General features: G+C 66.2%; 26 protein-coding genes, 1 tRNA gene, 2 rRNA genes and 3 pseudogenes (1 of these 32 cut by a window edge). 18 read left to right on the top strand and 14 right to left on the bottom strand.

Going from position 1 to position 25295, the window contains the following annotated elements; translation table 11 throughout:
* The 3 genes from ACWPKK_RS17930 to ACWPKK_RS17940 all read left to right on the top strand — a co-directional run.
* Positions 1-571, top strand: a 23S ribosomal RNA gene (locus ACWPKK_RS17930) (it extends 2176 nt beyond the left edge of the window).
* A gap of 144 nt (positions 572-715) precedes the next feature.
* A 5S ribosomal RNA gene (gene rrf / locus ACWPKK_RS17935) occupies positions 716-831 on the top strand.
* A gap of 79 nt (positions 832-910) precedes the next feature.
* A tRNA-Met gene (locus ACWPKK_RS17940) sits at positions 911-987 on the top strand.
* Here the strand turns inward: ACWPKK_RS17940 and ACWPKK_RS17945 are convergent.
* From ACWPKK_RS17945 to ACWPKK_RS17970, 6 genes and pseudogenes are all read right to left on the bottom strand, one after another.
* Complete coding sequence (locus ACWPKK_RS17945; protein ID WP_452008171.1) at positions 944-2134, bottom strand: recombinase zinc beta ribbon domain-containing protein; 1191 nt, start codon at positions 2132-2134, stop codon at positions 944-946. The two genes, ACWPKK_RS17940 and ACWPKK_RS17945, sit on opposite strands and share 44 nt — an antisense overlap.
* 61 nt (positions 2135-2195) lie before the next feature.
* Positions 2196-2438, bottom strand: coding sequence for a hypothetical protein (locus ACWPKK_RS17950; RefSeq protein ID WP_452006855.1), 243 nt, complete (start codon positions 2436-2438; stop codon positions 2196-2198).
* Positions 2439-2679: 241 nt separating this feature from the next.
* Positions 2680-3138 carry a hypothetical protein gene (locus tag ACWPKK_RS17955; protein ID WP_452006858.1) on the bottom strand — a complete coding sequence of 153 codons (459 nt, stop codon included), beginning with the start codon at positions 3136-3138 and terminating at the stop codon, positions 2680-2682.
* Positions 3139-3160: 22 nt separating this feature from the next.
* The gene (locus ACWPKK_RS17960) at positions 3161-3418 is read right to left on the bottom strand and encodes a hypothetical protein (RefSeq protein WP_452006861.1); all 258 of its coding nucleotides are present in this window, start codon (positions 3416-3418) and stop codon (positions 3161-3163) included.
* 33 nt (positions 3419-3451) lie between these two features.
* A complete protein-coding gene (locus ACWPKK_RS17965; protein ID WP_452006864.1) occupies positions 3452-3724 on the bottom strand; it encodes a hypothetical protein in 273 nt (90 codons plus the stop codon).
* 270 nt (positions 3725-3994) lie between these two features.
* A pseudogene (locus ACWPKK_RS17970) lies at positions 3995-4594 on the bottom strand (IS701 family transposase); the annotation flags it as partial.
* Between the two features lie 116 nt (positions 4595-4710).
* Between ACWPKK_RS17970 and ACWPKK_RS17975 the strand changes: the two are divergent.
* Entirely contained in the window at positions 4711-5079 is a 369-nt protein-coding gene (locus tag ACWPKK_RS17975) for a DUF427 domain-containing protein (protein WP_452006867.1), read from the top strand.
* A 130-nt stretch (positions 5080-5209) separates the two neighbouring features.
* Here the strand turns inward: ACWPKK_RS17975 and ACWPKK_RS17980 are convergent, their stop codons facing one another.
* Positions 5210-5674 carry an ester cyclase gene (locus tag ACWPKK_RS17980; RefSeq protein ID WP_452006870.1) on the bottom strand — a complete coding sequence of 155 codons (465 nt, stop codon included), beginning with the start codon at positions 5672-5674 and terminating at the stop codon, positions 5210-5212.
* Between the two features lie 94 nt (positions 5675-5768).
* Here ACWPKK_RS17980 and ACWPKK_RS17985 point away from each other — a divergent pair, with 94 nt between their 5' ends.
* A complete protein-coding gene (locus tag ACWPKK_RS17985) occupies positions 5769-6704 on the top strand; it encodes a LysR family transcriptional regulator (RefSeq protein WP_452006872.1) in 936 nt (311 codons plus the stop codon).
* Between the two features lie 265 nt (positions 6705-6969).
* Positions 6970-7938, top strand: coding sequence for an IS5 family transposase (locus ACWPKK_RS17990; protein ID WP_452006875.1), 969 nt, complete (start codon positions 6970-6972; stop codon positions 7936-7938).
* 76 nt (positions 7939-8014) lie between these two features.
* On the opposite strand, the gene ACWPKK_RS17995 is transcribed toward ACWPKK_RS17990, so the two are convergent.
* A complete protein-coding gene (locus ACWPKK_RS17995) occupies positions 8015-8626 on the bottom strand; it encodes a TetR/AcrR family transcriptional regulator (protein ID WP_452006878.1) in 612 nt (203 codons plus the stop codon).
* Between the two features lie 138 nt (positions 8627-8764).
* Between ACWPKK_RS17995 and ACWPKK_RS18000 the strand changes: the two genes are divergently transcribed.
* From ACWPKK_RS18000 to ACWPKK_RS18010, 3 genes are all read left to right on the top strand, one after another.
* Positions 8765-9721 carry an alpha/beta hydrolase family protein gene (locus tag ACWPKK_RS18000; protein WP_452006880.1) on the top strand — a complete coding sequence of 319 codons (957 nt, stop codon included), beginning with the start codon at positions 8765-8767 and terminating at the stop codon, positions 9719-9721.
* Between the two features lie 382 nt (positions 9722-10103).
* On the top strand, positions 10104-10346 hold the full coding sequence (locus ACWPKK_RS18005; protein ID WP_452006883.1) for a DUF4167 domain-containing protein: 243 nt from the start codon (positions 10104-10106) through the stop codon (positions 10344-10346).
* 13 nt (positions 10347-10359) lie between these two features.
* Complete coding sequence (locus ACWPKK_RS18010) at positions 10360-10653, top strand: hypothetical protein (RefSeq protein ID WP_452006885.1); 294 nt, start codon at positions 10360-10362, stop codon at positions 10651-10653.
* Between the two features lie 109 nt (positions 10654-10762).
* On the opposite strand, the gene ACWPKK_RS18015 is transcribed toward ACWPKK_RS18010, so the two are convergent.
* The gene (locus ACWPKK_RS18015; protein WP_452006887.1) at positions 10763-11362 is read right to left on the bottom strand and encodes a TetR/AcrR family transcriptional regulator; all 600 of its coding nucleotides are present in this window, start codon (positions 11360-11362) and stop codon (positions 10763-10765) included.
* An 86-nt stretch (positions 11363-11448) separates the two neighbouring features.
* Between ACWPKK_RS18015 and ACWPKK_RS18020 the strand changes: the two genes are divergently transcribed.
* Together ACWPKK_RS18020 and ACWPKK_RS18025 are read left to right on the top strand one after the other, a co-directional pair.
* A complete protein-coding gene (locus tag ACWPKK_RS18020) occupies positions 11449-12258 on the top strand; it encodes a crotonase/enoyl-CoA hydratase family protein (RefSeq protein ID WP_452006890.1) in 810 nt (269 codons plus the stop codon).
* Positions 12259-12261: 3 nt separating this feature from the next.
* Positions 12262-12680: pseudogene (locus ACWPKK_RS18025) on the top strand (DUF1330 domain-containing protein).
* A gap of 51 nt (positions 12681-12731) precedes the next feature.
* On the opposite strand, the pseudogene ACWPKK_RS18030 reads toward ACWPKK_RS18025, so the two are convergent.
* A pseudogene (locus ACWPKK_RS18030) lies at positions 12732-13507 on the bottom strand (IS630 family transposase).
* Positions 13508-13593: 86 nt separating this feature from the next.
* Between ACWPKK_RS18030 and ACWPKK_RS18035 the strand changes: the two are divergent.
* A complete protein-coding gene (locus tag ACWPKK_RS18035) occupies positions 13594-13728 on the top strand; it encodes a hypothetical protein (RefSeq protein WP_452006893.1) in 135 nt (44 codons plus the stop codon).
* Between the two features lie 76 nt (positions 13729-13804).
* Positions 13805-14929: a DUF3616 domain-containing protein gene (locus tag ACWPKK_RS18040; protein ID WP_452006896.1), complete on the top strand. Its 1125-nt coding sequence runs from the start codon at positions 13805-13807 to the stop codon at positions 14927-14929.
* A 52-nt stretch (positions 14930-14981) separates the two neighbouring features.
* On the opposite strand, the gene ACWPKK_RS18045 is transcribed toward ACWPKK_RS18040, so the two are convergent.
* From ACWPKK_RS18045 to ACWPKK_RS18060, 4 genes are read right to left on the bottom strand one after another with little or no spacing between them, the layout of a single operon-like run.
* The gene (locus ACWPKK_RS18045) at positions 14982-15503 is read right to left on the bottom strand and encodes a hypothetical protein (RefSeq protein WP_452006899.1); all 522 of its coding nucleotides are present in this window, start codon (positions 15501-15503) and stop codon (positions 14982-14984) included.
* On the bottom strand, positions 15488-15724 hold the full coding sequence (locus ACWPKK_RS18050) for a thioredoxin family protein (protein ID WP_452006901.1): 237 nt from the start codon (positions 15722-15724) through the stop codon (positions 15488-15490). The genes ACWPKK_RS18045 and ACWPKK_RS18050 overlap by 16 nt, the downstream gene beginning before the upstream one ends.
* 16 nt (positions 15725-15740) lie before the next feature.
* Positions 15741-16805 carry a permease gene (locus tag ACWPKK_RS18055; RefSeq protein WP_452006903.1) on the bottom strand — a complete coding sequence of 355 codons (1065 nt, stop codon included), beginning with the start codon at positions 16803-16805 and terminating at the stop codon, positions 15741-15743.
* Positions 16802-17077 (bottom strand): ArsR/SmtB family transcription factor, encoded by a 276-nt coding sequence (locus ACWPKK_RS18060; RefSeq protein ID WP_452006905.1) that lies wholly within the window; start codon positions 17075-17077, stop codon positions 16802-16804. Before ACWPKK_RS18060 ends, ACWPKK_RS18055 begins: the two co-directional genes overlap by 4 nt.
* Before the next feature lie 470 nt (positions 17078-17547).
* On the opposite strand from ACWPKK_RS18060, the gene ACWPKK_RS18065 reads away from it, so the two are divergent.
* From ACWPKK_RS18065 to ACWPKK_RS18085, 5 genes are all read left to right on the top strand, one after another.
* Complete coding sequence (locus ACWPKK_RS18065; protein WP_452006907.1) at positions 17548-19437, top strand: sensor histidine kinase; 1890 nt, start codon at positions 17548-17550, stop codon at positions 19435-19437.
* On the top strand, positions 19430-20038 hold the full coding sequence (locus ACWPKK_RS18070) for a response regulator transcription factor (protein ID WP_324871200.1): 609 nt from the start codon (positions 19430-19432) through the stop codon (positions 20036-20038). The genes ACWPKK_RS18065 and ACWPKK_RS18070 overlap by 8 nt, the downstream gene beginning before the upstream one ends.
* Positions 20039-20198: 160 nt before the next feature.
* Positions 20199-20981 (top strand): sulfate reduction electron transfer complex DsrMKJOP subunit DsrO, encoded by a 783-nt coding sequence (gene dsrO, locus ACWPKK_RS18075; RefSeq protein WP_452006910.1) that lies wholly within the window; start codon positions 20199-20201, stop codon positions 20979-20981.
* Positions 20981-22114 carry an NrfD/PsrC family molybdoenzyme membrane anchor subunit gene (gene nrfD, locus ACWPKK_RS18080; protein WP_452006912.1) on the top strand — a complete coding sequence of 378 codons (1134 nt, stop codon included), beginning with the start codon at positions 20981-20983 and terminating at the stop codon, positions 22112-22114. Before dsrO ends, nrfD begins: the two co-directional genes overlap by 1 nt.
* A 29-nt stretch (positions 22115-22143) precedes the next feature.
* The gene (locus tag ACWPKK_RS18085; protein WP_452006914.1) at positions 22144-25248 is read left to right on the top strand and encodes a molybdopterin-dependent oxidoreductase; all 3105 of its coding nucleotides are present in this window, start codon (positions 22144-22146) and stop codon (positions 25246-25248) included.
* Positions 25249-25295: the final 47 nt, after the last annotated feature.

Below are 25295 nucleotides of genomic sequence, written 5' to 3' on the forward strand. Positions count from 1 at the left end.
CGTCGAGTGCAATGGCATAAGCCCGCCTGACTGCAAGACTGACAAGTCGAGCAGAGACGAAAGTCGGCCATAGTGATCCGGTGGCTCCACGTGGACGGGCCATCGCTCAACGGATAAAAGGTACGCCGGGGATAACAGGCTGATGACTCCCAAGAGTCCATATCGACGGAGTCGTTTGGCACCTCGATGTCGGCTCATCACATCCTGGGGCTGGAGCAGGTCCCAAGGGTTCGGCTGTTCGCCGATTAAAGTGGTACGTGAGCTGGGTTTAGAACGTCGTGAGACAGTTCGGTCCCTATCTGCCGTGGGTGTCGGAGTTTTGCGAGGATCTGTCCCTAGTACGAGAGGACCGGGATGGACATACCTCTGGTGCACCGGTTGTCACGCCAGTGGCATAGCCGGGTAGCTAAGTATGGACGGGATAACCGCTGAAAGCATCTAAGCGGGAAACCCACCTCTAAACCAGAGCTCCCTTGAGAGCCGTGACAGACCATCACGTCGATAGGAGGCATGTGGACGGGCGGCAACGCCTGAAGCTAAGCCTTACTAATCGCTCGATCGGCTTGATCTCGACACCACATTACCGCGCCATGCGCAGCAGCAAGCCTGCTCGAAACAGCAGCCTTGACCAGCGCACAGCCGTTCGATGCATCCTCACCCTCACTTGCACTGAACAGCGATACGCTTCGGAAGCGTCGGTCTTGAGCCTTGGTGACCTGGTGGTCATGGCGAGGTGTCAAACACCCGATCCCATCCCGAACTCGGCCGTGAAAAGCCTCCGCGCCAATGGTACTGCGTCTTAAGACGTGGGAGAGTAGGTCGCCGCCAGGTCACTCAGGCTCAAGAGACGCCAAACCAAAGCAAACACGCTGGCATCCTCACGAAATCCATCGCCCCATACCGAGACATCCGCGGGGTGGAGCAGCCCGGTAGCTCGTCAGGCTCATAACCTGAAGGCCGCAGGTTCAAATCCTGCCCCCGCAACCACCATTACCGAACGCACCTGTTCGCGAAGGCCGGCCGCTCCCGCAGCGCCGGCTTTCTGTGCGTTTGCGCCCAGCCCAAGGCTGAGCAGCGCCACCAGATCGCCCTCCAGGTCAATCTCGACACCTCGGGCATCGGCAGTGCCGAAGCGCACCGCCACACGCTCGATCAGCGGGCGCAGTCGGTCGCGCGCTTCGATCCGGTGGTCCGGGTTCTCCAGCGTTGCCGCCAGATCGGCGATCCGCTCCCGGTAGAGGGATGCCAGATCGTCGGGCAGGACCACCGGCGGCGGGGGAGGGGAGGCCAGCGCCTCTTCCATTGATTCGGCCTTCGCCTCCAGTTCGACCATCACCCGGTGCAGGCGGTCAGTCAGCCGACCCTGCCGCGCCGTGGCGTCGAGCCCATCGAGGTCCTGGCGCACCTTCCTCAATTCGGCTTCCATCCGCCGCTGTTCAGCGGTCTGTTCCTGCCCATCCGTGCGAACCGCCTCGCGAAAGGCGGCGATGAAGGCCGCCACCATGTCCTCCTGCATCAGCCGATCGCGCAGGGCGTTCAGCACCGTGTCCTCCAGCACACTCCGTCGGACGCTGCCCTGATTGGCGCAGGAGTTGGGCGAGAGCTTGGCGGTGGTGCAGGCGAGATAATCACGGCCGGCGTTGCTGAGCGACGTGCCGCAGCCGGCGCAGACCGCGAGGCCGGTGAGTAGATGCTGGCGGCGGTGCTCCCACGGGCGCACATCGCGGATCGCGCTGGATGCTGCGCCGTTTCGGATGTCCTGTAGTCGCTGCTGGACCTGGTCCCACAGAGCCTGCGGGAGGATGGCCAGTTCCGGCCAGGGCACGCGCACCCAATCGGACTCGTCATTGAGGCTGGCAACGCGCTTGGCGTCGTCGGCCGGGTTGCGGCTGAAGCTCGGGCGATTGAACACCAACACGCCAGCGTAGAGCGCGTTGCGCAGGATGCCGCTGGCGCGCTGGTGATGCCCGCGGATGGTGGTGTCTCGCCAGATGCCCCCCCCGGGGGCCAGGAACACTGCGGGTGTTGAGGTCGCGGACCACCGCCGCCTGTTCCTCGACGATCTCCCAATGCCGGTCGACCAACGTTCCGTCGTCCGCATAGACCTTGACCACCCGGTCACCGACGGTGCCATTGGACTGGCCGGAGTCCGGCTTGCGTCTCATGAGGGCGTGTCCTTTCAGGGGCGAGGGAGGTCAGGAGGGTGTCGCAGCGAGGACGCCGATCATGATCGTCAGGCTGATCAGGGCGATCAGCACCAATACGCGGAAATCGGTGACGCCGCGGGAGGAGTGCAGGAAGCGACGGGCTTCGGTTCGGGCGATAAGACGCACCAGGTCCAGCAGGGTTTCCTCCACGCGCTGAAGGCGGTGGTCCGTTTCCGACGGCTCGGCGGAGGCGGGAGCGGGTGGGGCGGTCCTGCGGAGAGACACGGGCATGGAACGCTCCTGCGATGGCGGATCGGAAACCAATTCGATCCGGCTGCAGGACAGCGTGCCGCACCCGCCCTCCTTATGGTCTCCGCGTTCGCCTCGGAGGAACGTCCAAAGGTAATAAAGATGTTGACGCCGCTGAAAGGCCGGTCGTTGGCGTGTTCGTTCCCCCTCACCAGCCAGGATCGTGCGGCAACAGCATCATGATGCTGGCCCAGCCGGACTGTCCGGTGCGGGACGGAGCCGTTCATGAGGTCCGGTCGAGCCAGTCCAACTGGCCGGCGACTGCTTCGTCGTTCAGTCCAGCGGCGGCAAGCAGTCCGGCCAATTGCATGCGTCCGTGACCACTATGGGTCAGGTCAAGGATCCGCCTGGCCTGCCGCTCAGCGGCCAGCTGCGACAGGCTGATGTCCACCTCCCCGAACCCGGCGGCCGCGAGTGCTGTGCGAATGTCCTGGAATACAGCAGCGACACGGGGCGGATAGGTCAGAGGATCGGGGGCGGTGGTGCTGTAAGTGACGACGACCTTACCCAAGCGGATGATCCTCCATGGCAGAATGCAGCGAAAGGGCGTGTCATCGATCCGAACCCACAAGCGGCCACCCTCGACATGCGGGCTGATCGCAACGACGAAACCCTGCGGGACCACGGTCTGGACGACGCGGAAAGCCGTTTCCCGATCCGCGGCGGTGTAACAGCGGACCATTCTGGCGCCTCCCTATTTGACTCTACGCCCCCGGCGCGGCCAGCGAGGTGGAAGCAGGGTCAAATTCGCGGCGGGGGCGAGAAATTGTCGCCGCCGTCGCAGGAAGGAGCTTGGCGTCGACATCAGCCAATGTGATGGCCGGTAGTTTAAGGCGATCGGCACGATCGGCGGTTTCCTGTTCACTCTTACCGGTGTCCGGCGGGCCGTTGTCGACCAGCCATCGGTGGGCGAGGCGTCCGACCGTCGTGTCCTGGCAGCCTGCAGGATCGGGATGTTGCATGGTTGGGTGGTCCATCGGTTTGCTCACCCTTTTTCATGCGCGCAGGCTGAGCGTGGCCGTCGATACCGTGACGGCTCGGCCCTCCTCGTTACGGCGGATCGACTGCTGAACATCAATCGTCATCGTCAGATCGACGCTGCGGGCCACGGTCATGGCCCATTCGAGCAGTTCCGCGGCATCCGCCAAGTGGCGGCTCATTCGCGTACACCGGTCGCATTGGGTCAGCAGCGGGTGCCATGGCCGCGGCGCGTCTGGCCGGGCGGTGCCGATCAGGAGATGCGCGGCATCGAGCGCCTCGGCGATCACTCCTAGCATTACAGTTGCCTTTTTTACGGTGGGCTTGGCAGGCGAGCGCTTGATGGCATCGCCTCCACGCCGACCATGCGATGACGGTTGCGGGCTCGATCGACCGTCGGGTCAGGCGATCGGCAACACGACGGATCTCCTGCATCGACCAGCGAACCATGAGCGAGGCTTTTCCCGAACGGTTTTTGGGGGAGTGGCGAGAGTGTCCGCCTTATAGCGAACCACGGCCAGCAAGGCGAAGGCAAGCATGACCAGCGAAACGTGCCGGTGCCAAGCGAAAGGCACCCCCGCGTCAATCGCCCGGCGCACCATCGCGGCGGCTATGGCCGGATCCGTGGCGAAGCGCACGTCCTCGGGCACGTGGGCCTTGGCGGGGCGGTCTGGGTTGCCCGTCCAGTCCTTGGGCAGGTAGAGCCGGCGGTCGATGAAGGCACGGCCCTTGGATGAAGCGTAGGCGGCGAAGACGCCGATCTGGCAGTTGGTGATCTTGCCGGCCGAGCCGGTGTACTGGCGCCCGACGCCGCAGGAGGCCTTGCCCTGTTTGAGAAAACCGGTCTCGTCGATCACCAGCGTGGCGTCGGGCTCGGCCAGAGCATCGAGCGCATAGTCGCGGATGACGTCGCGCAACGTGTCGGCATCCCAAGTGGTCCGGCCGAGCACCGCCTGCTGACGCCAGGGGCCCGTATCACCTGCGGCTTCGGCGCGCATCCACCCGGTCTTGCGTCGCTCCCGCCCAAGCAGCCCGTCCAGGAACGCGCCTGCTGATGCTGCCGTGCCAGACTGCAAGAACAGCGGCCGAAGCCGGGCCTTGGCTCCACGCAGTTCCTCTGACCACAGCCCCAGCAGGTCCTCGATCGCGACACCGGACATGGCGACCTCTCAAAACCTGTTCAACAGGCGGGAGGACGTCCCATCGCAACTGTAATGCTAAGGCATGACGGCCGCGCCATGACCGGCGCGACTACCGGTGAGCAAGGAGTATCGCTGTGAAAATTCCCAGCCCCGAGCATCCCATCACGATCATCCCCAACGCGAATCGGACCTGTGTCGTCTTCGCCGGCCGGGTCGTCGCCGACACGGCACGCGCCCTGACGCTGACGGAGGCGAAGTTGCCCGTGTTCCAATATATTCCCCGGGCGGATGCCGACATGACGGCCTTCGAGCGTACGGCGCACACGACGCATTGCCCTTACAAGGGCGATGCCACTTACCACAACCTGCGCGTGGGTGATCGCATCGCGATCAACGCTGTCTGGACCTACGAGACTCCCTATCCCGCCGTGGCCGCCATCCGCGAACATTTGGCGTTTTATCCGGAACGCGTCGATTGCATTGAAGAGCACGCAGCCACATAGCAGCAGCCAGCGGGAGGCTCCGCATGCGGTGTGGCTCTCATCGCAATGCCAGCTCCGTCTGTTCCTGACCCAAAGTTGAGCATCGCTCGCGACCGCAAAGCGCCAGGAGCGGACAGTCGGGCGGCTTTCATCAAGTATTCTCTTGCGTCAGTACAGGACGGGCTCCGATCTGGTTCATCCAGCCGAACCAGTCTTCGAGGTGCCAGGTATGGGTCAGCTTGCCGTTGGAGATCCGGTGGAATTCGTGGATCGCTATCCGAAAGGACTTGCCGGTCGGAGCGATGCCGAACCAGTCGCCGCTGTGCGTTCCGGCGATCACGGCGCGCACGGCGGCCCGGCCGGGTGCGCCGATGATCTCCCGGATCTCGATGGACGTATCCGGGAACGCGGCGCGGAATGAGCGGATCAGCGGCTTCATCCCATCGCGCCCCGGCTGCTGGCCAGGATTGAGTGGGATATCCTGCCAATCCACTGTCACGGCCTCGTCAAGAAGGTCCGGGTTGCCTTCGCTGAAGGCGCGGTAGAGCGTCTCGATTGCGCGCCGTTCCGTCGGAGTGAGGCCGGTTTCGGCCAGCATGTCGGTCGTCGGTGTCATTGCAACTTCTCCTCTCTGTGGTGCGATGAGGGGACGTTACCCGACGGCAAGTCATGTTTGAAATCGATCTTAGATATGTGACATCATCCATGTTATGGATTTGCATGGCATCGACCTGAATCTGCTCGTCGCGTTCGACGCCCTAATGGCCGAACGTAGCGTAACACGGGCCGGGACCCGCATCGGCCGCACCCAACCAGCGATGAGCGCCGCCCTGGCGCGCTTGCGCGGGTTGCTGAAAGATGAACTGTTCGTTCGCGGACCGAACGGGCTGCAGCCGACGCCCCTCGCGCTCGACTTGGCGGATCCGATCACCCATGCCCTTGCCGAAATCCAACGGGCGCTGGAGTTCACACAGACCTTCGAACCGTCGACCACGTCAGCCAGCTTTAGCCTTGGCCTTTCGGAACACCCAACCTTCGCCCTGCTGCCGACGTTGCTTGAGGTGTTGCGCGAACAGGCTCCCGGCATCACATTGCGCATCCGCAGTTTCGTCGCGCGGGACGACGCCATCGGCATGCTGGACGCAGGTGAGGTCGATCTGACGGTGGGCGTGCCATCGACGCCCGCCGTCAGGATTCTCAGCCGACCATTGTTCGAGGAGCATTTCGTCTGCGTGGTTCGCAAGGGGCACCCGACCCTGCGCCCGCCACTCCGGCTCAAAAATTTTCTCGAGCACTCGCACCTTCTGGTGTCGCCGGAGAATGACAACTATGGGGTGGTCGATGCGGCATTGGCCAAGCGGGGCTTGAAGCGCCGGCTGGCGTTGACGTTGCCGCACCTGTACGCCGCTCCGGTCCTTGTGGCCCAATCGGATATGGTCGCCACATTGATGGAAGGCGTGATTGCCGCGTCGGGCCATGCGGAGCGGCTGTGCATCATGCCAGCCCCGCTGGAACTGCCGTCAATTCCCTTCGTTATGTCCTGGCACCGCCGCAATGATGTCCATCCGGCACAGCGGTGGTTCCGCGATCTGCTGGCGGCGACCCCACCCCGCGCCGGTCTCCGTTGGGCGGCACAGCAGAAATAATGAGAACTCACTTGGTAATACAGATTCATTGGCACTCAGACGAATATTAATACTAGGATGTAAAATGTTGCAACATGCGACGGATCGCAGGCTGCTTAACTTCAAGTGATCTCGTTTTGAATGAGTTGCGAAGCGGGGAGTTCGGCGGAAGAAGGGGCGCGACGGTGTTGGTGCACGGAGGCAGGGATGAGCGGGTTTGCCGGTGGCGAGCCGTCCCGTAGAAGTCCGTCTCCGCTCCCTCTCCCCTGGATGATCAGTTGCCGGCATGCCGAACAAACACAATGACGCTTGGCGCCATCACATCCCGAAGATGAAGTTTCGGGTAGCCAACTGGGCGACGTACGAGGCCGGGCTACGGCGGCGCGGCAGCCTGACGCTGTGGGTCAGTGACGAGGCGCTCGCCGCCTGGCGAGCAGCACCGCGCCGGACGCCGGGTGGGCAGGCGCGCTACTCACAAACGGCGATTGAAACAGCCCTCATGGTCCGCTTGGTGTTCCACCAGCCGCTGCGCCAGACCGAGGGGCTGCTCAGCTCTCTGCTGATCCTCTTGGGTGTCGAGCTGCCGGTTCCCGATCACACCACGATCAGCCGGCGCGCGGCGCGTCTGACACCGATGTTGGCCACCGCCCTGCCGAGCGGCCCGGTTACCCTGGTGATCGACAGCACTGGGCTGAAGGTCTATGGGGCCGGCGAGTGGCACCACGACAAGCATGGCGTACGGGGGCCGCGCACCTGGCGGAAACTCCATCTGGTGGTGGACGCCGCCAGCAACACGATCGTCGCCGCCACACTGACGACCACCAGCGACGGCGATGCCTCCCAGGTCGGGCCGTTGCTCGACCAGACCAGCGGGGTGATCGCCACCGTAATGGCCGATGGCGCCTACGTTGGCGAACCGATTTGCCAGACCATCGCCGCCCGGGATGCCGGCGCCAGGGTGGTGATCCCACCACGGGCCACGGCGGTTGTGAGCGACGCCGCCGAGACCGCCCCTACCCAGCGGGACCGCCACATCCAGACCATCGCCGAGCAGGGTCGCCTGGGTTGGCAGAGGCACACCGACTACGGCAAGCGGGCAAAGGCGGAAGCCGCGATGGCGCGCTACAAGCGTATCCTCGGCGATCAGCTTCGGGCCCGCACGCTGCCCGGCCAGCAGGCCGAAGCCGCCATCGGTGTCACCATCCTGAACCGGATGAGCGATCAAGCACGCCCGAACTCCGTCCGCGTCGTCTGATCAAGGGACATCGCCAGCATCAGTGCGCCTACGCTGACCTCGATGCATCAACACCGCGTTCGGTGTCACTTGAGCGTCAGGTGGTGCGTGTCGACGCACGGTAGCGCAGACCGTCGATAAGGAGCGCCACCAGCCAACGCGCCATGGTGGGATCGCCCTTATTAGATGGCGCGCAGAGGCTGGCGGCAGCTCGAAGCAGATCGTGGGGCCGGGCATCGGCGCTCACCTCGCCCGAAGCGGCGGCCGCATTCAGAAGCGATTGCAACGCGGGTTCGAAGCGACTGTCGAAATAGGCCGGCAAGGATTCGAACGACGGTCCGCCGGAGTAGAGTGCTGAAGCCAGGCCGCGTTTGGCGATAAGGAAATCGACATAACGCTGCATCCAGCGGTCAAGCGCTTCTCCGGGTTGATGCTGATGGAGAAGGTCCGACGCTGCGTCAGCGCAGGCATCGACCTCGTGGCGGAATACCGCGGCAATCAGGTCGGAGCGTTGCGGAAAATGCCGGTAGATCGTCCCGACACCCACGCCCGCCTTCTCGGCGATCTCGCGCATTGGAGCATCCACTCCGGCGCTCGCGAACACGTCGCGCGCTGTCTCCACGACGAGCGCCAGATTGCGCCGTGCGTCCGCGCGCATAGGACGTTCAGCCGTCGCTGAGACCTCCAGTTCGCTTTTCTTGACGCTCATATCCGGAACACCATTGCTAAACGGAACAATCGTCCGTATAAAGTGGAAGCACGTTCCGCTTATCTTTAGCCGAACAACACGATGTTGAACAGGCCCCAACGCGATCGCGACGCGGCCTCCAGATCCAAAGGAACAATCATGGCTGATAAACTTATCAAGGATGCCGCCCTCATTCCGGTCGCCGCGCAAACCCCATTCATGACCGTGACGCCGATTACGATCCCGGCACCTCAGCGTTATGTCGATATCGAACTGCGGGTGTCCGCCCCAATCACGGGAGACAAGTTGCCTATTATTCTCCTGTCGCATGGCCACGGAGCATCCAACTATCTGTCATCCAATCGGGGCGTGCTTCCGCTTGCGGAATTCTGGGCCTCGCATGGATTTGTCGTTGTCCAGCCGACGCACCTCAACTCCACGACGTTGAGTCCGGAGACGCCCGAAGCACCTCTGTTCTACCGCTCGCGGGCGCAGGATATGGCTCTCATCCTCGATCGGCTCGACCTGATCCAGAAGGCAGTACCCGGCTTGGCCGGACGTCTCGATCGGGAGAAGGTCGCCGTCGCCGGCTACTCGTTGGGCGCTTTCACCGCAGGCATGCTGCTCGGCATGCAACTCCATGACATCGATGGGGAAGAAACGCTGGACTTGCGGGACGACCGCATCAAGGCGGGCGTCCTCATTGGTGCCCCCGGCCTCGGCTCCCGGATGGACGGGCCGATCGGGCAGCGCTACCCGGCACTGACGAAGAATACCTTTGACGCGATGAAGGCACCCGCTCTTGTCGTGGCGGGGGACAAGGACTTCAACCCCAACTTCTCAACCCACAAGGACTGGCGCAGCGATGCCTATCGCCTGAGTCCCGCTCCCAAAAGCCTCTTGGCGGTAACTGACGCCGAGCACGGCTATGGGGGCGTTGCCGGCTATGACGCGGCCGAAACGAGCGACGAGAACCCGGAGCGGGTTGCCTTCGTGCAGCGTATGACCTGGGCCTGGCTGTGGTCGGTACTTCATCCGGGCAGCGACGCCTGGGAAAAGGCGCAGGCCTCGCTCAATGGTGAGGCAGGAAGGCTCGGTCACGTCGAGACCCGATAACGACTTTTTCCAGAAATGCGGGGCGCGGCGCGCCGCCGTGTTGCATGGATGCGTTCGGTGTCGTAGGTCCATGCCCCCGTCCCCTCTGATCGCCCGCTATATGCCGCACAAGGTCAATACCGCTCGTCGCCATTGTATTCCCCGGCCGAAGCGCAAAGTGACGAATTGGGCGGTTGGCCGTCTCGCCGGCGCTGACAGTGCTGATCAGGCTACTGGCTACCCGCCCCACCGGTCGGCCGGGTCCCCGATGTCAGGCAGCACGCCGGCAGGCGCCGGCGACGCCGCAGCATCGGAGAATTCTCGGGCATCGTGGCGATGCACGGCGTAGACTTTCCGGGTCGAAGGATGACCCTCCACTCTTTCAAGGAAGTCGGTAGGCCCAATGCCACCCTCCAGGCCCCGCGTACCTGTGCCGCGACCGAATTTCAGCAAGGCCCGCCCAACCACTGCCGCTTCGACAGGGGTTCGACCATCACCCGCCCGTGTGAACGGATCAGCGCTTCAGAAGCAGTCTCAGTGGCTCGCCCGCGCGGCCGATGCCGAACGCACCGGAGATGGCGTGGAGGCTGAACTGTGTCGGCAATATGCTGAGCATTGGTTCCGCGTATCTCGGGGAGAGGACTGAGGGAGATGAGTTGGTGAGCGACACCACCTTGACGCCGCGGGAGCGGGCTCTGATCCGCAACGGATTCATGGTGCGCTTTGGGCAGGCGCCACGGCTGGAGAGCGGCATCCTGGTGAAGCGGTGGGCCACCGGGCCGAACAAGGGTCAGCCGAAGCCGGGTACGGTCATTCAGGGGATGCTGGACCGTGGGCTGCTGGAGTTGCGGGATGACGGTGGCCATTGGCTGCGGGCTCGGTTTACCGAGGCCGGTCTCGCTGCCTTACGGCACATGGCCGAGGATGCACGCGCGCTGCCACCGGGCGAATAACAGCATATTCTGGACGAACTCGGAAGCAGGCAACGGGCAGATCACAACGACGCATCGTCGGTCATCCCGGGTTCGAAATCGGTCGCGTAAAGGAGAGCCCCGGCGCCAATCAGGCTTGGCCCTGCTGGTCCGCTTGTTTCCGTGGATGGCCTTCCACCAAAGCGCGGGCGGCGAATCCGGCGTCCTCGAACCAGCTGGCATCGCGGTGCACCAGCGATGCTGAGAAGGCACCGTCGAGCAGAAGTAGGATCTGGCGTGCAAGGACGTGAGGATCTTCGAAGTCCCCAAGCTCCAGTTCCTCCGCAAGCCATGAGGCGAAGGCGCTTTTGTGGCGTGCGCCGATCTTCACCGCAGGATGACCCGGCATGGCGGCGAGTTCCGCTGTGGTCCGCAGGAACCCGCAGCCCTTCCACTTTGGATGGCGCGCGCTGCGTGCAAGGTTGACGAAGATAGCCGCGACCTTTTCCCCGGTCCCGCCCTCGGCGTCGGCGAACCAGCGCGCCATCTGCGTCAGGTTGGGCTGGTCGCGCGCGTCGAGATAGGCGGCGACGAGTTCATCCTTGCTCTCGAAATGGTAATAGAGCGTGCGCTTGGTGATCCCCGCTTTTTCGGCGACTGCATCGACGCTGACGCGGCCGATACCTTCCGCATAGAAGAGCTTTGAGGCGGCCTGGATAATCCGACCGCGCGTGTCCGCATAACGTGGCATGGCATCGAAAGTATACCGTACAGTGAGTATACTCAAGCAGCTTCGGCGGCGATCCTGTCCTTCTCACCAGCAAGGAGGAGTCGATCATGACCGAGTGTGTCATTAAGGAAATCAGCGGAGCGATTGCGACGTTGACGCTCAACCGTCCGGAAAAGCTAAACGCCCTTAATTACGAGACCATCGACGCCTTGCTCGCCGCTCTCGACGGGATAGAGGACGATTTCCATGTGCGTGGGGTGATCCTCACCGGAACCGGGCGCTCCTTTTCCGCCGGCGGCGACATCCCCGAATTCTCACGTTCCGTGGCACAGGGTCCCGAAGCGGCACTTCGGGACTTCGTAGCACGCGGCCAGCGGCTCACCGCCCGCATCGAAGCCTTTCGCAAACCCATCCTGGTGGCGGTCAACGGTCTCGCCTATGGCGGCGGCTGCGAAGTGACGGAAGCTGCACCGCTCGCCATCGCCAGCGAGCGCGCTGTCTTCGCCAAGCCCGAGATCCGTCTCGGCATGCCGCCCACCTTCGGCGGCACACAGCGCTTGCCGCGGCTGGCCGGGCGAAAGCGTGCCATGCAGCTGCTTCTCACCGGCGAGAGCTTCCCACCCGACCGGGCGCTGGAACTGGGACTCGTCAACGCGGTCGTTCCTCACGAGGAGCTGCTGCCGGCGGCACGGGCGCTGTTGGAGCGCATCCTCGTCCACTCGCCGCTCGCCGTCGCCACCATCCTCACCGCCGTCACGCGGGGCGTCAATCTGCCCATCGGCGAAGGATTGCTGGTGGAGGCCGAGCAGTTCGCCCGGATGGCGCCGACCGCCGACCTGCGCGAGGGGCTCGACGCCTGGATCGCCCGGCGGGTTCCGGCCTATGGCGGTACGTGGTCATCCAAGGTCAGGAACTGAAAGATGGAAGGCTATACCAGCTTCACGAAGCAAGTCTCCGAAGCGCTCCGGGCCGCTGATCGGCCTGGGCCGGTTCACATGCTCAATCTCATCCGCCTGCTCGGGCGGGCCGCCTACCAGGACGGCCCCGACGCCACGGACCTTCAGGCCTACGAGGCGTACAGCCGGCTGAGCGCGCCGGCTTTTTCCCGAGCTTGGCGGGCCCATCCTGTGGCGCGGGGGGCGAACTCTCCATGGTGGGTCCGCCGGATACCGCGTGGGACATCACCTTTATCGCCGAATATCCCAGCCCGGCGGCGTTCGTGGAGATGCTCCGCGACCCGCGCTATTGCGAGTCGATGGCGCACCGTCAGGCAGGCGTCGCCGACAGCCGGCTCATCCGTTTCTCCGCATTGCCGCTCGGAACCAGCTTCGAGGGGTAACCGGACCGAAGCGGCGAAGGAGGCAGGCATGACCCGCACCGGATCCAGACGCTAGTGGTCCGCGCCTGACGCTCGTTTAGCCTTGCTGATGCTGGCGATGATGCGGTCTGGATCGGCGGGCCAGACGAAACGCTTGGCCGTCTTGTTGTGCTCGGCAATGAAGCGGTGGATGGCGGCCTGCAGGTCCACGATGCCGCGGAAGCGTGCTGCGCATTGGCCGAGCACGGTGCCGTCCAGCACGTTGAGCGCCGCGAACAGCGTCGTCGTGCCATGCCGGGTGTAGTCGTGGGTCTGCGTCGCCGGCTGCCCCTTGGCGGCACACACCCAGGTCAGGGTCCCTTGCTGGCCGACCCGAGCTTCGTCCTGCCACCAGAGTTCCAGCGGCTTACCCTTGGCAGTGTCGGGGAGGATGCCGGCAACCAGGGCAGCGAAGTTCTTTGTGCTCCTCAAGCGCTTCGGCATCCTGCTGAGGATGCTGGGGACGCACCGACAGGCGACGGAACCCCGGGCGGCGCGGCAGCCCGCCACCGCAGCACGCCATCCTCGGCGAGAGTCGGGCCGGAGCGGACCCAGGACGCCACCTCCGCTTCCTGCTCCGCAGACAGCTTGGGCTTGGCACCCGGTGTCTTGCGATCCCGCAGCCCCGCCACGCCTTGAGCGTTGTAGCGGTGAACCCAATCCCGCAACGTCTGCCGATCCATCCCGCATGACCCCGCCGCTTCCTTCCGAGACCGCCCCTCCAAAACCGGGGCCAAGGCGAAAGGACGCCGTGCTACATCCACATCGCCACAGCGCCCCGCCCGGAGACGCAACTCCGTCGAACCCATACCGGCCCACGATTGGCCCAGCCGAAGCGTGCCATCGTGGCGAGCCGCATCAGCTCGCCGACCTCCATCTGGCGCGGGCGCCGCAATTGTCGCTCTATTGCCAACCGGTGGAGGAGGCGACGGAATCCCCGGTGCGCGGCTGCTTCATCCATATGCCGGTGGTCGGAACGCTGCTCGACCTGACGCGCGACACCGAAGGAGTTGGATGCTGCGCCCGCTGATCCGACAGGGATGGATAATCCGAGTGGCCCGTCGCGCCCCGGCGATCCATTTCGGCGCGTTGCGCGTTGTACCACCATGATCCATACAGCCGCCACGCCGGACGCCCGCCTGCGCCTCACCTTCCATCCGCATGACGCGGTCGATCCCGCGCTGGACAAGCCTGTCCGCAGCAACATCTCGGTCGCGGTGGCCATCGAGCGCTGCCTGTTCGTCGCCTCCGACGAGGGCGCGCGGATCGAACGGCTGATCGCCGGTCCCGATGGGCACTACGCCGACCACCGATCCTTCGCCCTGACCGACTTCTTCGATTTGCCCGCCGGTTCCGAAGGTGAAGCGGATATCGAAGGGCTGGCGGTCGATGACGGCTGGCTTTGGGTGGTCGGTTCGCACAGCCTCGCCCGCCGCAAGCCCAAACCGCAGGAGCACAGCGGCGACGAGTGCCTGAAGCGGCTGACCGAGGTGAAGCGCGAGGCGAATCGCTGCCTGCTTGGCCGCATCCCGCTCGCCGCCATCGGCGACGGCGTGTTCGATCCGGTGCGCCGGCATGAAGGCCGCCAGGCTGCCTGTGTGAAGATGGGCCGCAAGCGCAACGCCTTGGCGAAGGCGCTGAAGGGCGACGAACATATCGGGCGCTTCGTTCACATACCGGCCAAGGAGAACGGGCTGGACATCGAAGGCATCGCGGTGCGCGGAGACCGCGTGTTCCTCGGCCTGCGTGGACCGGTGCTGCGCGGCTGGGCCTGCATCCTGGACCTGCGCATTGCCGGCAGCGGCTCCGACCGGCTGAAACTCCGAATGCCGGACGGCAAGCCCCCGGAGTATCGCAAGCGCTTCATCGATCTGGACGGGCTGGGCATTCGCGAATTGACCTTCGACGGCGACGACCTCCTCATCCTCGCCGGGCCGACCATGGATCTGGACGGGCCGGTCCATGTCTGGCGCTGGTCCGGCTGCTTGGACGCGGATGCCCCCACGGTGATTCCGCGCGACCGCCTGACCCGCGTGCTGGACGTGCCCTTCGGTACCGGCTTCGACCATGCCGAAGGACTCGCATGGCTGACGGGTGGCGCCGGCAATTCGGAGCGGAGGCTGATCGTCGTCTATGACAATCCGGGACGTGACCGGTTGCATCCCGATGGCACTGGGGTTGACGCCGATATCTTCGCCGTGGCGGCTGATGCGTCTCCCCGCGGAGCATAGGCCCGAACTGATTCCTGCACCGGCTTGGCGGCGTTCCGGTCCCGGACGCCGTTCAGTCGGCCCCATGAACCTCCCGTTCCACCCGCGTCAGCAGGTCGGTGAAAAAGACCACGTCTTCCGGCGTCAGGCCGAGTTTGGCGTGACGGGGCAGGAAATCGGCGATGGGACGACCGCTTTCCCGCCCCCGCAGCACACCGTCTTGGCTCACCAGCGATTCCCGCGCCAGGTCGGCGGCGGACTCGTGGCAGCGACCGCACTGTTCCTTGAAGCGGGGCGATGTGCTGGCCTGGGCGAGCAGCATCTCGTACATCGGCTGAACGAGATTCGGCGGCAGATGGTGATTTCCCAGGAAGACGAGCAGGTCGTCCTTGTAATGGCCGCCCTGGAGCCTGCCGTTCTTCACCGTCAGAAACCGCTGGGCGAAAGGACCGGCGTGGGCATGGCAGTCCCCGCAGGTCTGTTCCCAGAATCGGTGCAGGTCCGTTGCTTCGCCCGCCGACGCCGGAAGGAGCAACGCAACCACCGAGACCAGAAGCTTCGCTCCCAGGGCGAAGCCGGTTATGTGCTGAGCCATTTCGCGACATCCTCCGCTTTCGGCAGGCCGCCCGCATGGACCACCTTCCCGTCGATGACGATGCCCGGTGTCGCGACGATGCCGTACCCGGCGATGGCCGCATAGTCGGTCACCTTCTCCACATGGACGGGCACGCCCAGCCGTTCGGCTTCCGCCCGCACCATGTCTTCGGTTGTCTGGCAGCGTTTGCAGCCGGGTCCGAGAACCTTCACGTCCTTCATGGTTTTGTTCCTTCTCTCAGGCGAACAGGGCATTGAACAGGAAGCCGACGGCGAGGATGCCGAGCCCGACGACGCCGACGAACACGGCGATCAGGCGCAGCGACAGGACCTTGCGCAGGATGATCATCTCCGGCAGGGACAGCGCGATCACCGACATCATGAAGGCGAGCACTGTGCCGAGCGCCGCGCCCTTGCCGATCAGCGCCTCGACGACCGGGATGATCCCGGCGGCGTTCGAGTACATGGGAATGCCCATTAGGACTGCGGCCGGAACCGACCACCACGCATCCCGCCCCATGATGCCGGACAGCAGATCGGCGGGCACATAGCCGTGGATGAAGGCCCCGGCCGCGATTCCCGCGACGATCCAGAGCCACACCTTGCCGACGATGTCCTTGACCGCGTCGATGCCCGCCTGGATGCGATCGACGATGGAGAGCTTGGCGACCGGCAGATCGACGGTGCCGGAGCGGATGTCCCGCACCCACTCCTCCAGCCAACCTTCCAGATGCAGGCGGCCGATGACCCAGCCGGCCAGGATGGCGACGGCGAGCCCGAAGCCGAGATAGGTGAGGGCCACCTTCCAGCCGAGCAGCGCGAACAGAAGGCCGAGCGCCACCTCGTTGACCATCGGCGCGGCGATCAGGAACGAGAAGGTGACCCCCAGCGGCACGCCGGCCGAAACGAATCCGATGAACAGTGGAACGGCGGAGCATGAACAGAAGGGGGTGACGATGCCGAGGCCCGCCGCGGCGACGTTGCCAACCCCCTCGCGCCGTCCGGCCAGCAAGGCCCGCGTGCGCTCCGGCGAGAAGAAGCTGCGCACCACGCCCATGGCGAACACCACCAGCGTCAGGAGCATCAGAACCTTGGGCGTGTCGTAGACGAAGAACCGGATGGCGTCTTCCAGGCGGCTGCCGCGCTCCAGCGGCATTTGCGACACGACCCAGTTCGAGACGGGCACGAGCTGGCTGTAGAGCACGAACCAGAGCGCAACGGCAGCCGCCGTGGCGGCGCTCCAAAGCCAGGGGTTCGGCGGTGGCGATCCCGCTTGCGGGAACAGGGAGGTTTCGGTGCTCATGCCGCTTCCTTTCGTCCTGCGGCCATCGCGGCGATCACGGCGTCGATGATGGCGACGATCCGCGGGCTGAGCGCCGGGTTGCGGCGGTACCGGACCCATTGGGCGTCGCGACGGTCGACGACGAGCCCGGCGCTCTTGAGGGCGGCCATGTGGCGGGACATCCGGGACTGCGTGGCGGCAAGGCGGTCCATCAGTTCGCACACGCAGTGTTCCTGCCCATCCCACAACAGGCGCAAGGCGCCGAGGCGGGTCGGGTCGGAGAGGACGGACATCAGGGAGGTCACCGCATCCACGCCCATGCTTTCACCCGCTTATGCTAATAAGCGCATTATCGCGCCTGCCGGACCCGGCGCGTCAATGTGACGACGGTAGGGCATCCTGTCGCAGGGCGCGGATCGGCGGCCGGCAGTGGTCCCGTCGGGTCACATCATGGCCGCATCCGACGCTGCCTCGGCGCGTTGGCGCGGGGTCGTGTCCGGGGAAATCGTATCGAGCCTCCGGGAATCGCCGCGCGTGGCCTTGAGCGCGTACCGCTCGCGGTTGATCTCCGCGGTGGTCGAGTGATGGGCCGAACCGGCACGGGGACGCGCCATATGTGATCCCGGGCCGGTTGAAAGCGACGGCGGAAGAGTGTATGCGGCGCCCAGCGGGGTGATCCATCGCGCGGCGTCGCGCCGGACACCGCGCGGCCGGACGTCCCGGTCTGTCGTCCCAATGCCGGCCCGAGGAAATGATGCGCACCATGCCCCGACCGAGCCGCTCGACGTTGGCCGGGGCGCTCGTCGCCCTGTGGGCCGGGTTGGCAATGGTTGATGCAGCCGCAGCCGAGCCGCCCGTCCGCGTCGGCGTGCTGGCCTATCGGGGCGGTGACCATGCGAACGCCGCCTGGGAACCGACCGTCCGCTATCTGGCCGAGCGGTTTCCCGACCGCGGTGCCGAAATGGTGCCGCTGGACCTGCCCGGCATGGACGCCGCCGTCCGCGCTCGATCCCTCGACTTCGTGCTGACCAACACCGGCAACTATGTGGAACTCGAGGCGCGCTATGGTGTCACCCGCGTCGCCACGCTTCATTCATCCCGTGCCGGGGCGTCCGGCGCGTCGATCGGCTCGACGATCGTCGTCCGGGCGGAGCGCACGGACATCCGCGATCTGGCGGACATCAAGGGACGGACCGTCCTGGCCGGCGACCCGGACGCCTTCGGCGGCTTTCAGATCGCCTGGGGCGAGATGCTCAAGGCCGGAGTCGACCCCTATCGCGATCTGAAGGAACTCCGCTTCTCCGGCTTTCCCGTCGACCGGGTCGCCTTCGCGGTCCGGGACGGCACGGCCGACGCCGGCGTGCTGCGGGCCTGCCTGCTGGAGGAACTGGCGGCGGAAGGCCGCCTGGACCCGGCACGCTTCCGCGTCCTGGCGCCGAAGACGGTGCCGGGCTTCGATTGCGCCGTATCGACCGATCTCTACCCGGATTGGCCGCTGGCCCGGCTGGCCTCGACGCCGGAGGATTTGGCGAAGGCGGTCGTCGTCGCGCTGTTCGAGATGCCGGCCGATCACCCGGCGGCCAAGGCCGCGGGATACGAGGGCTGGACGGTGCCGCTCGATTACCAATCCGTCCACGCGCTGTTCCGGTCCCTGCGCATCGGGCCCTATCGCCACCTGCGCGAGGTCTCGCTGGTGGAACTCGCCCGCGAACATTGGGAATGGCTGGCGGTGGGCATGCTGGCCCTGCTGTGGTGGGCGATCCATTCGCTGCGGGTCGAGCACCTGATCAAGGTCCGCACCGCCGAACTTCGCGCCGCCAACCGCGACCTCGTGCACGAGATGGCCGAGCGCCGCCGTGCGCAGGAGGATGCGCGCGAGCGGCAGAAGGAGATGGACCATGTCGCCCGCCTGTCCATCCTCGGCGAAATGGCCAGCAATCTGGCGCACGAACTCAACCAGCCGCTTGGGGCCATCGCCAACTACGCCCGCGGATGCACCCGCCGCCTCGAAGCGGGGACGGGGAACCCGGACCAGCTGCTGGAGGTCACGCGGGCCATCGCGGAGCAGGCGGACCGCGCCGGCCAAATCATCGCGCGCATCCGCAACTTCGTGCGCAAACGGCCCTCCCAACTGGAACCCATCGACGTGAACGATGCCATTCGCGCGGCGGTAGCGCTCTGCGAGGGTCAGGCGCGCAACGGCAACGTTCCGATCATCCTGTCCCTCGGCGACGATCTTCCACCCGTGCCGGCCGACCGTGTGCAGATCGAGCAGGTGGTGCTGAATTTGGTGAAGAACGCCCTCGACGCCACGACGGAAGCGGCGGAAACGACGGAACCGGCGACCGGCCCCTCCGACCGCACGGTGACCGTCCGCAGCGGGCGCGATGGGGAGGGGCGGGTGGAGGTTGCGGTGGCCGACCACGGCCATGGCATGTCGGAAGAGGCGCGCAGCCGGCTGTTCGACCCGTTCTTCACCACCAAGGCAGGGGGAATGGGCTTGGGATTGTCGATCTGCCGCAGCATTGTGGAAACCCATGGCGGCAATCTCCGGGCGACCGACAATCCCGGGGGCGGTGTCGTCATGCGCTTCGTTCTGCCGGTCGCGAACGGAGCCCCGCCGTCCGGAGAGGAGCACCAGCACCATGGCTGACGCGAACCGCACCGTCTACATCGTGGACGACGATCCTGCGATGCGGCACTCGCTGGCGTGGCTGGTCGGCGCGCTGGGTGTGCCTGTGGAGACCTTCGCCTCCGGCGAGGCGTTCCTTGGCGTCATCCGTCCGGACCGGCCGGGCTGTCTGGTGACCGACGTGCGCATGCCCGGCATGAGCGGGCTGGAACTGCAGGACACCCTCGCTCGCTGCGGCTCGCTGCTGTCGGTGATCGTCATTTCCGGCCATGCCGACGTGCCCATGGCGGCACGGGCCTTCCGCGCGGGCGCCGTCGACGTCATCGAGAAGCCCTTCAACGATCAGGTGCTGCTCGACCGGGTGCATGAGGCGCTGGAGAAGTCGACGCGCGCCGCGGCGCTGCAGGCCCGCAAGGCCCACGTCCAGGCGCGCCTGGCACGTCTCACACCGCGGGAACGGCAGGTCGCCGAACTGGTGGTGGCTGGCAAGCCGAACAAGGTGATCGCCGCCGAGATCAACCTCAGTCCGAAGACGGTCGAGGTCCACCGCCACAACGTGATGGAGAAGCTGGAGGTCGGATCCGTCGCCGATCTGACGCGCTTGCTGATCGAGACGGATTGAGGCCGCATCGGCGCCGCAAGCCGCGGCATGATGTCACTGGGGATATCCCTAAAAAGTCTGGGGAAGCTCCCAATGGGAGCTGCGCAGTGCCGCCGGTACCTTTGCACGAGAACGCCTGCTGAATGGCAGGCGCCGAGGATCAGGTGCGAAGGGGTCGATCATGGACCAGTCACGGCGCAACTTCTGTCGCGGCATCGGCGCCGCCACGGTGGGGGCGGCCACGCTCGCGGCCGCCCCCGGTAACGCTGTCTCGGATGTAGCTGTCTCGGGCGAGGTTGCCGGGCCGCGCAAGGGCGGCGATGCGGCGCACCGCTGGGCGATGGTGGTGGACGTGCGCAAGTGCGTCGGCTGCCAGGCCTGCACCGTCGCCTGCATCATGGAGAACGACGTCCCGGAGAACAGCGTCCGCACCATCGTCTCGACCTACGAGGTGACGGAGCAGGGCAAGACCGGCTCCTACATGCTGCCGCGCCTGTGCAACCACTGCGAGGACGCGCCCTGCATCCCCGTCTGCCCGACCGGCGCCACCTTCCAGCGCAAGGACGGCATCGTTGTGGTCGACAACACGGTGTGCGTGGGCTGCGCCTATTGCGTCCAGGCCTGCCCCTACGACGCGCGCTTCATCAACCACGAGACCCAGACCGCCGACAAATGCACCTTCTGCGTCCACCGCGTGGACGCCGGGCTGCTGCCGGCCTGCGTGGAGACCTGCGTCGGCGGCGCACGCATCTTCGGTGACCTGAACGATCCCGACAGCACCGTGTCGAGGCTGGTCCGCGAGCAGGACCCGAAGGTGCTGAAGCCGGAGCAGGGCACCCAGCCGCGGGTCTTCTACATCGGTCTCGATCCGAAGTTCCAAGGCAAGGTGGACGGCACGCCGACACTGTGGCGACCGAGCGCCCAGCCGCATGCCGAGGCCCACGTCGAGAAGGAGCATGCGTGATGGACACGAACATCGTCGAAATCATCAACGTGACCCGCGAGGTCGCGTGGCTTCCCTGGGCCGTGCAGTATTTCTTCCTGATCGGCCTGTCGGTCGGCGGCGTTCTGCTGAGCCTGCCCGGCTACGCTTTCGCGAATGACGAATGGCGCAAGCTCGGCCGTGTCGCCCTGCTGGTGGCGCTGACCTGCGGGCTGGCGGCACCGGTCGCGCTGCTGTCGGACCTGCACCAGCCCGGCCGCTTCTGGCATTTCTACGCCGTGCTCCGTCCGACCTCCTGGATGTGGTGGGGATCGCTGATCATCCCCTTCTACGTGACCGGGCTGCTGGTCTATGGCTGGACCTGCTTCCGCGAGGAATTGCAGGAGCATGGCCGGGTGGACAGCCGTCTCGCCGCGCTTTACCGGCTGGCCGCGCTGGGCGGCGGGCGCAATGACCGGCTGATCCGCTATACGGGTCTCGTCGTTCTCGCCGGAGCCGTCCTCGTGGCCCTCTACACGGGTGCCGAGGTCGCGGTGGTCAAGGCGCGCCCGCTGTGGCACACCCCCTTCCTGCCGGTGCAGTTCCTGACGACCGCGCTGGTCGGTGCCGCCGGTCTGGTGCTGATCCTGAATCGCTTCACCGCCGGCAACGACCGTGCGGTGGAGGCCCGGGCGAACCGGCTGCTCGCCGGGTTCCTCGGCGCCGTGATGGCGGTCGGCGGGCTGTGGCTGGCGCTCGGCCTGTTCGGGATCGACCGGACGCATGCGGAAGCTTTGGAAAGCGTGGCGAATTCCGAGGCATGGCGGGTGACCGCCGTCTGGGCGGTGCTGGCAACCGTGGTGCCCTTCGTCGTCGCCGTCGTCAAGCCGGTGGGGACGGGGCTGCTGACCGGCCTGATCGCCGTCCACAGCGCCTGGATGTTCCGCTGGACCGTCTTCATCGGTGGCCAGACCGTGCCGAAGACCGGTGCCGGCTTTTACGAGTACGCGCTTCCGGCCGGTCCGGACGGCCTGCTCGGGATCATCGGCACCGCCGGGCTGTGGCTCTTCCTGCTGCTCGTCATCACCGCCGTCCTGCCGACCCCGCCCCAATCGGCGCCCCGCCCGGTCCGTGCCGCTCACGCCGCCGACCGCACAATGGCCGCTGCCGAGTAATGGCGCAGGGGATCAACGGAGTCACCATCATGTCCATCACCCGTCGCCTCCTCCTGAAGACCACCGCCCCGGGCGGTGCGCTCGCCGCCTTCGTCGGCGGATTCTCCGAAACCGGCCGCAAGCTTGTGAAGGGCGCCTGGGCCGGGGAACGGCCCGACCACCCCATCTCCGGCAATGCGCCCAAGCCCGAGTTCCGCGTCGATCCGAAGAGCGGGGACATCGCCCTGACGCCCGGCCAGATCGTCGCCAACGTCGCCTGCCTCGGCTGCACCACGCTGTGCGGCGTGCGCGTCCGCGTGGACGTGGAGAAGAACAAGGTGCTGCGCGTCGCCGGCAACCCCTACAGCCCGCTGTCCACCGACCCCTTCCTGCCCTATGGCACGCCGATCAAGGAGAGCTTCAAGTCGCTGTCGCGGCTGGACGAGAAGGGGCTCCGGGGCCGCTCGACCGCCTGCGGGCGCGGCAACGCGGCGCTCGAGATGCTGACCTCGCCGTTCCGCGTCACCACGCCGATGAAGCGCGTCGGGCCGCGCGGCTCGGGCAAGTGGGAGCCGATCACCTTCGAAAGGCTGGTCGAGGAGATCGCGGAAGGCGGCGACCTCTTCGGCGAGGGGCATGTCGATGGCCTGCGGGCTCTGCGCGACCTGAAGACGCCCATCGACCCGGCGGCGCCGGAACTGGGACCGAAGGTCAACCAAGTGGCCCTGCTGTCGTCGGTGAACGACGGGCGCGAGCCGTTCGTGCGGCGCTTCTTCAACCAGGCGCTGGGCACCATCAACTTCGCCGGCCACGGCTCCTACTGCGGCGGCGCCTATCGTTCCGGCTCCGGTGCCGTCTTCGGCGACGCCAAGAAGATGCCGCACGCCAAGCCCGACCTGCAGAACGCCGAGTTCGTGCTGTTCATCGGCACCGCGCCGTCGAACGCGGGCAACCCGTTCAAGCGGCAGGCCATGCTGCTCGCCAAGGGGCGCACCGACGGCGTGCTGAACTACGTCGTCGTCGATCCGGTGCTGACCAACGCCGACAACCGCGCGGCGGCCGAACGCTCCAACTGGATCCCGATCCGGCCGGGCACCGACGGCGCGCTGGTCATGGGCCTGATGCGCTGGATGTTCGAGAACGGGCGCATCGACGCCAACTACCTGTCCCAGCCCAACGGCAAGGCTGCCGAGGCCGCGGGCGAGGCGGGCTGGTGCAACGCCACTCACCTCGTCATCGTGCAGAAGGGCCACCCGCGCGAGGGCCGCATGCTGCGCGCCTCCGACATGGGGTGGGTGACGCTGGACGAGAAGGAGCGGTACGGCGACAAGGACGCCTTCGTGGTGCTCGACCCGGCAGGCACGCCTGCGGCCCACGATGTCCTGGCGGGACCGGCGGTGCTGTTCCACGACGGCAGGGTGGCGGCGCCGGGCGGCGACCTCGCCGTGAAGACCAGCCTGACCCTGCTGCGCGACGAAGCCTTGAGGATGGACCTGCGCGGCTATGCCGAGATCTGCGGCATCCCAGCCGACGTCATCGCCGGTCTGGCGCACGAGTTCACCAGCCACGGCAAGAAGGCCGCCGCGAACGCCCATGGCGGCATGATGGCGGGCAACGGTTTCTACAACGCCTTCGGCGTGGTCACGCTGAACACGCTGATCGGCAACCTGAACTGGAAGGGCGGCACCATCTTCGGCGGTGGCCGGTTCCCGGACGAGCAGGACGGCCCGCGCTACAAGCTCGCCAGCTTCCCCGGCGCCGTGAAGCCGTCCGGCACCGCGATCAGCCGTCCGGTGCCCTATGAAAAGTCGAGCGAGTTCAAGGCGAAGAAGGAGGCGGGCAAGCCCTATCCGGCAAAGGCGCCCTGGTACCCCAACGCGCCGCAGTTGACGACCGAGTATCTGACCAGCGGCGTCGTGGACGGCTATCCATACCCGCTGAAGGCGCTGTTCCTGTGGAACAGCAACCCGGTCTACGGCATCCCCGGAATCCGCGCCGCGGTCGAAGCCAAGCTGAGGGATCCGAAGGCGCTGCCGCTAATCGTGGCCATCGACCCCTTCATCAACGAATCCTCGGCCTTCGCCGACTACATCGTGCCCGACACGGTGCTGTACGAGACCTGGGGCTGGGCTTCGCCCTGGGCGGGCGTGCCGACCAAGACGACGACCGCGCGCTGGCCGGTGGTGGGCTCCCGCACCGCCGCGCTGGCGGACGGGCAGCACGTCCAGATGGAAACCTTCCTGATCGCCACGGCCACGCGCCTGGGCCTGCCAGGCTTCGGTCCGGACGCCATCGAGGACATGGAGGGCAACAGGCACCCCCTGAACCGGCCGGAGGACTGGTACCTGCGGGGCGGCGCCAACATCGCCTGGCTCGGCAAGCAGCCGGTGCCCGACGCCTCCGACGAGGACATCGCCTGGTCCGGCGTGGAGCGCGTTCTGCCTGCGCTGAAGGCCACGCTGAAGGAGGAGGAGTGGCGCAAGGTCGCCTTCATCCTCGCCCGCGGCGGCCGCTGCCAGAACCAGGCCGAAGGCTTTGAGGGCGACAAGGCAGCCCACCGCTTCAAGGGCGGGCTGCTGGTCTACAACGAGGCGCTCGGTGCCTCGAAAAGCAGCGTCACCGGCAGGCGGTGGGCCGGAACGGCCACCTGGATGCCGCCGGTCTTCGCCGATGGCACGCCGGTGAGCCGTGTCCACCCGCCGGAGGACTGGCCCTTCCAACTGGTCAGTTCCAAGTCGGTGCTGGTCAGCGCCTACATGATCGGGGCGACGCGGTTGCGCCACCTGCACCCGGAAAACCCGGTCGGCGTGAACGTCGAGGACGCCCGGCGGCTGGGCATCGAGACCGGCGACCGCATCCGCATCGCCACGCCGGGCGGGACCGAACCGGCGACCGCCATCGTCCGCCACGGCGTCATGGCGGGTGTCCTCGCGGTGGAGCATGGCTTCGGGCACAAGGAATTCGGCGCCCGCGCCCATGTGATCGGCGACCGCCGGCAGCCGGATGTGCCGGAGATCGCCGCGGGCATCAACCTGAACGACCTCGGCCTCGTCGATCCGACGCGCCAAGGCGCCTCGGTGTGGGTCGATCCGATCGCCGGCACCGCGGTCCGCCAGGGCATCCCCGCCAAGCTCGAGCGCGTCTCCGTGGCGTAGTGGCCGCGATGCCCCTGCTTCGGGACTTGCGGCTCACCGCCGTACCG

It is taken from the genome of Azospirillum largimobile, from assembly GCF_977007025.2.

Excerpts from the sequence above, each read along its gene's own strand:
- ACWPKK_RS17945 (WP_452008171.1), bottom strand. The coding sequence starts at position 2,134 with ATGGCACCGTCGGTGACCGGGTGGTCAAGGTCTATGCGGACGACGGAA.
- ACWPKK_RS17950 (WP_452006855.1), bottom strand. The coding sequence starts at position 2,438 with ATGCCCGTGTCTCTCCGCAGGACCGCCCCACCCGCTCCCGCCTCCGCC.
- ACWPKK_RS17955 (WP_452006858.1), bottom strand. The coding sequence starts at position 3,138 with ATGGTCCGCTGTTACACCGCCGCGGATCGGGAAACGGCTTTCCGCGTC.
- ACWPKK_RS17960 (WP_452006861.1), bottom strand. The coding sequence starts at position 3,418 with ATGCAACATCCCGATCCTGCAGGCTGCCAGGACACGACGGTCGGACGC.
- ACWPKK_RS17980 (WP_452006870.1), bottom strand. The coding sequence starts at position 5,674 with ATGACACCGACGACCGACATGCTGGCCGAAACCGGCCTCACTCCGACG.
- ACWPKK_RS17985 (WP_452006872.1), top strand. The coding sequence starts at position 5,769 with ATGGATTTGCATGGCATCGACCTGAATCTGCTCGTCGCGTTCGACGCC.
- ACWPKK_RS17990 (WP_452006875.1), top strand. The coding sequence starts at position 6,970 with ATGCCGAACAAACACAATGACGCTTGGCGCCATCACATCCCGAAGATG.
- ACWPKK_RS17995 (WP_452006878.1), bottom strand. The coding sequence starts at position 8,626 with ATGAGCGTCAAGAAAAGCGAACTGGAGGTCTCAGCGACGGCTGAACGT.
- ACWPKK_RS18000 (WP_452006880.1), top strand. The coding sequence starts at position 8,765 with ATGGCTGATAAACTTATCAAGGATGCCGCCCTCATTCCGGTCGCCGCG.
- ACWPKK_RS18005 (WP_452006883.1), top strand. The coding sequence starts at position 10,104 with ATGCCACCCTCCAGGCCCCGCGTACCTGTGCCGCGACCGAATTTCAGC.
- ACWPKK_RS18015 (WP_452006887.1), bottom strand. The coding sequence starts at position 11,362 with ATGCCACGTTATGCGGACACGCGCGGTCGGATTATCCAGGCCGCCTCA.
- ACWPKK_RS18020 (WP_452006890.1), top strand. The coding sequence starts at position 11,449 with ATGACCGAGTGTGTCATTAAGGAAATCAGCGGAGCGATTGCGACGTTG.
- ACWPKK_RS18040 (WP_452006896.1), top strand. The coding sequence starts at position 13,805 with ATGATCCATACAGCCGCCACGCCGGACGCCCGCCTGCGCCTCACCTTC.
- ACWPKK_RS18045 (WP_452006899.1), bottom strand. The coding sequence starts at position 15,503 with ATGGCTCAGCACATAACCGGCTTCGCCCTGGGAGCGAAGCTTCTGGTC.
- ACWPKK_RS18050 (WP_452006901.1), bottom strand. The coding sequence starts at position 15,724 with ATGAAGGACGTGAAGGTTCTCGGACCCGGCTGCAAACGCTGCCAGACA.
- ACWPKK_RS18055 (WP_452006903.1), bottom strand. The coding sequence starts at position 16,805 with ATGAGCACCGAAACCTCCCTGTTCCCGCAAGCGGGATCGCCACCGCCG.
- ACWPKK_RS18060 (WP_452006905.1), bottom strand. The coding sequence starts at position 17,077 with ATGTCCGTCCTCTCCGACCCGACCCGCCTCGGCGCCTTGCGCCTGTTG.
- ACWPKK_RS18065 (WP_452006907.1), top strand. The coding sequence starts at position 17,548 with ATGCCCCGACCGAGCCGCTCGACGTTGGCCGGGGCGCTCGTCGCCCTG.
- ACWPKK_RS18070 (WP_324871200.1), top strand. The coding sequence starts at position 19,430 with ATGGCTGACGCGAACCGCACCGTCTACATCGTGGACGACGATCCTGCG.
- dsrO (WP_452006910.1), top strand. The coding sequence starts at position 20,199 with ATGGACCAGTCACGGCGCAACTTCTGTCGCGGCATCGGCGCCGCCACG.
- nrfD (WP_452006912.1), top strand. The coding sequence starts at position 20,981 with ATGGACACGAACATCGTCGAAATCATCAACGTGACCCGCGAGGTCGCG.
- ACWPKK_RS18085 (WP_452006914.1), top strand. The coding sequence starts at position 22,144 with ATGTCCATCACCCGTCGCCTCCTCCTGAAGACCACCGCCCCGGGCGGT.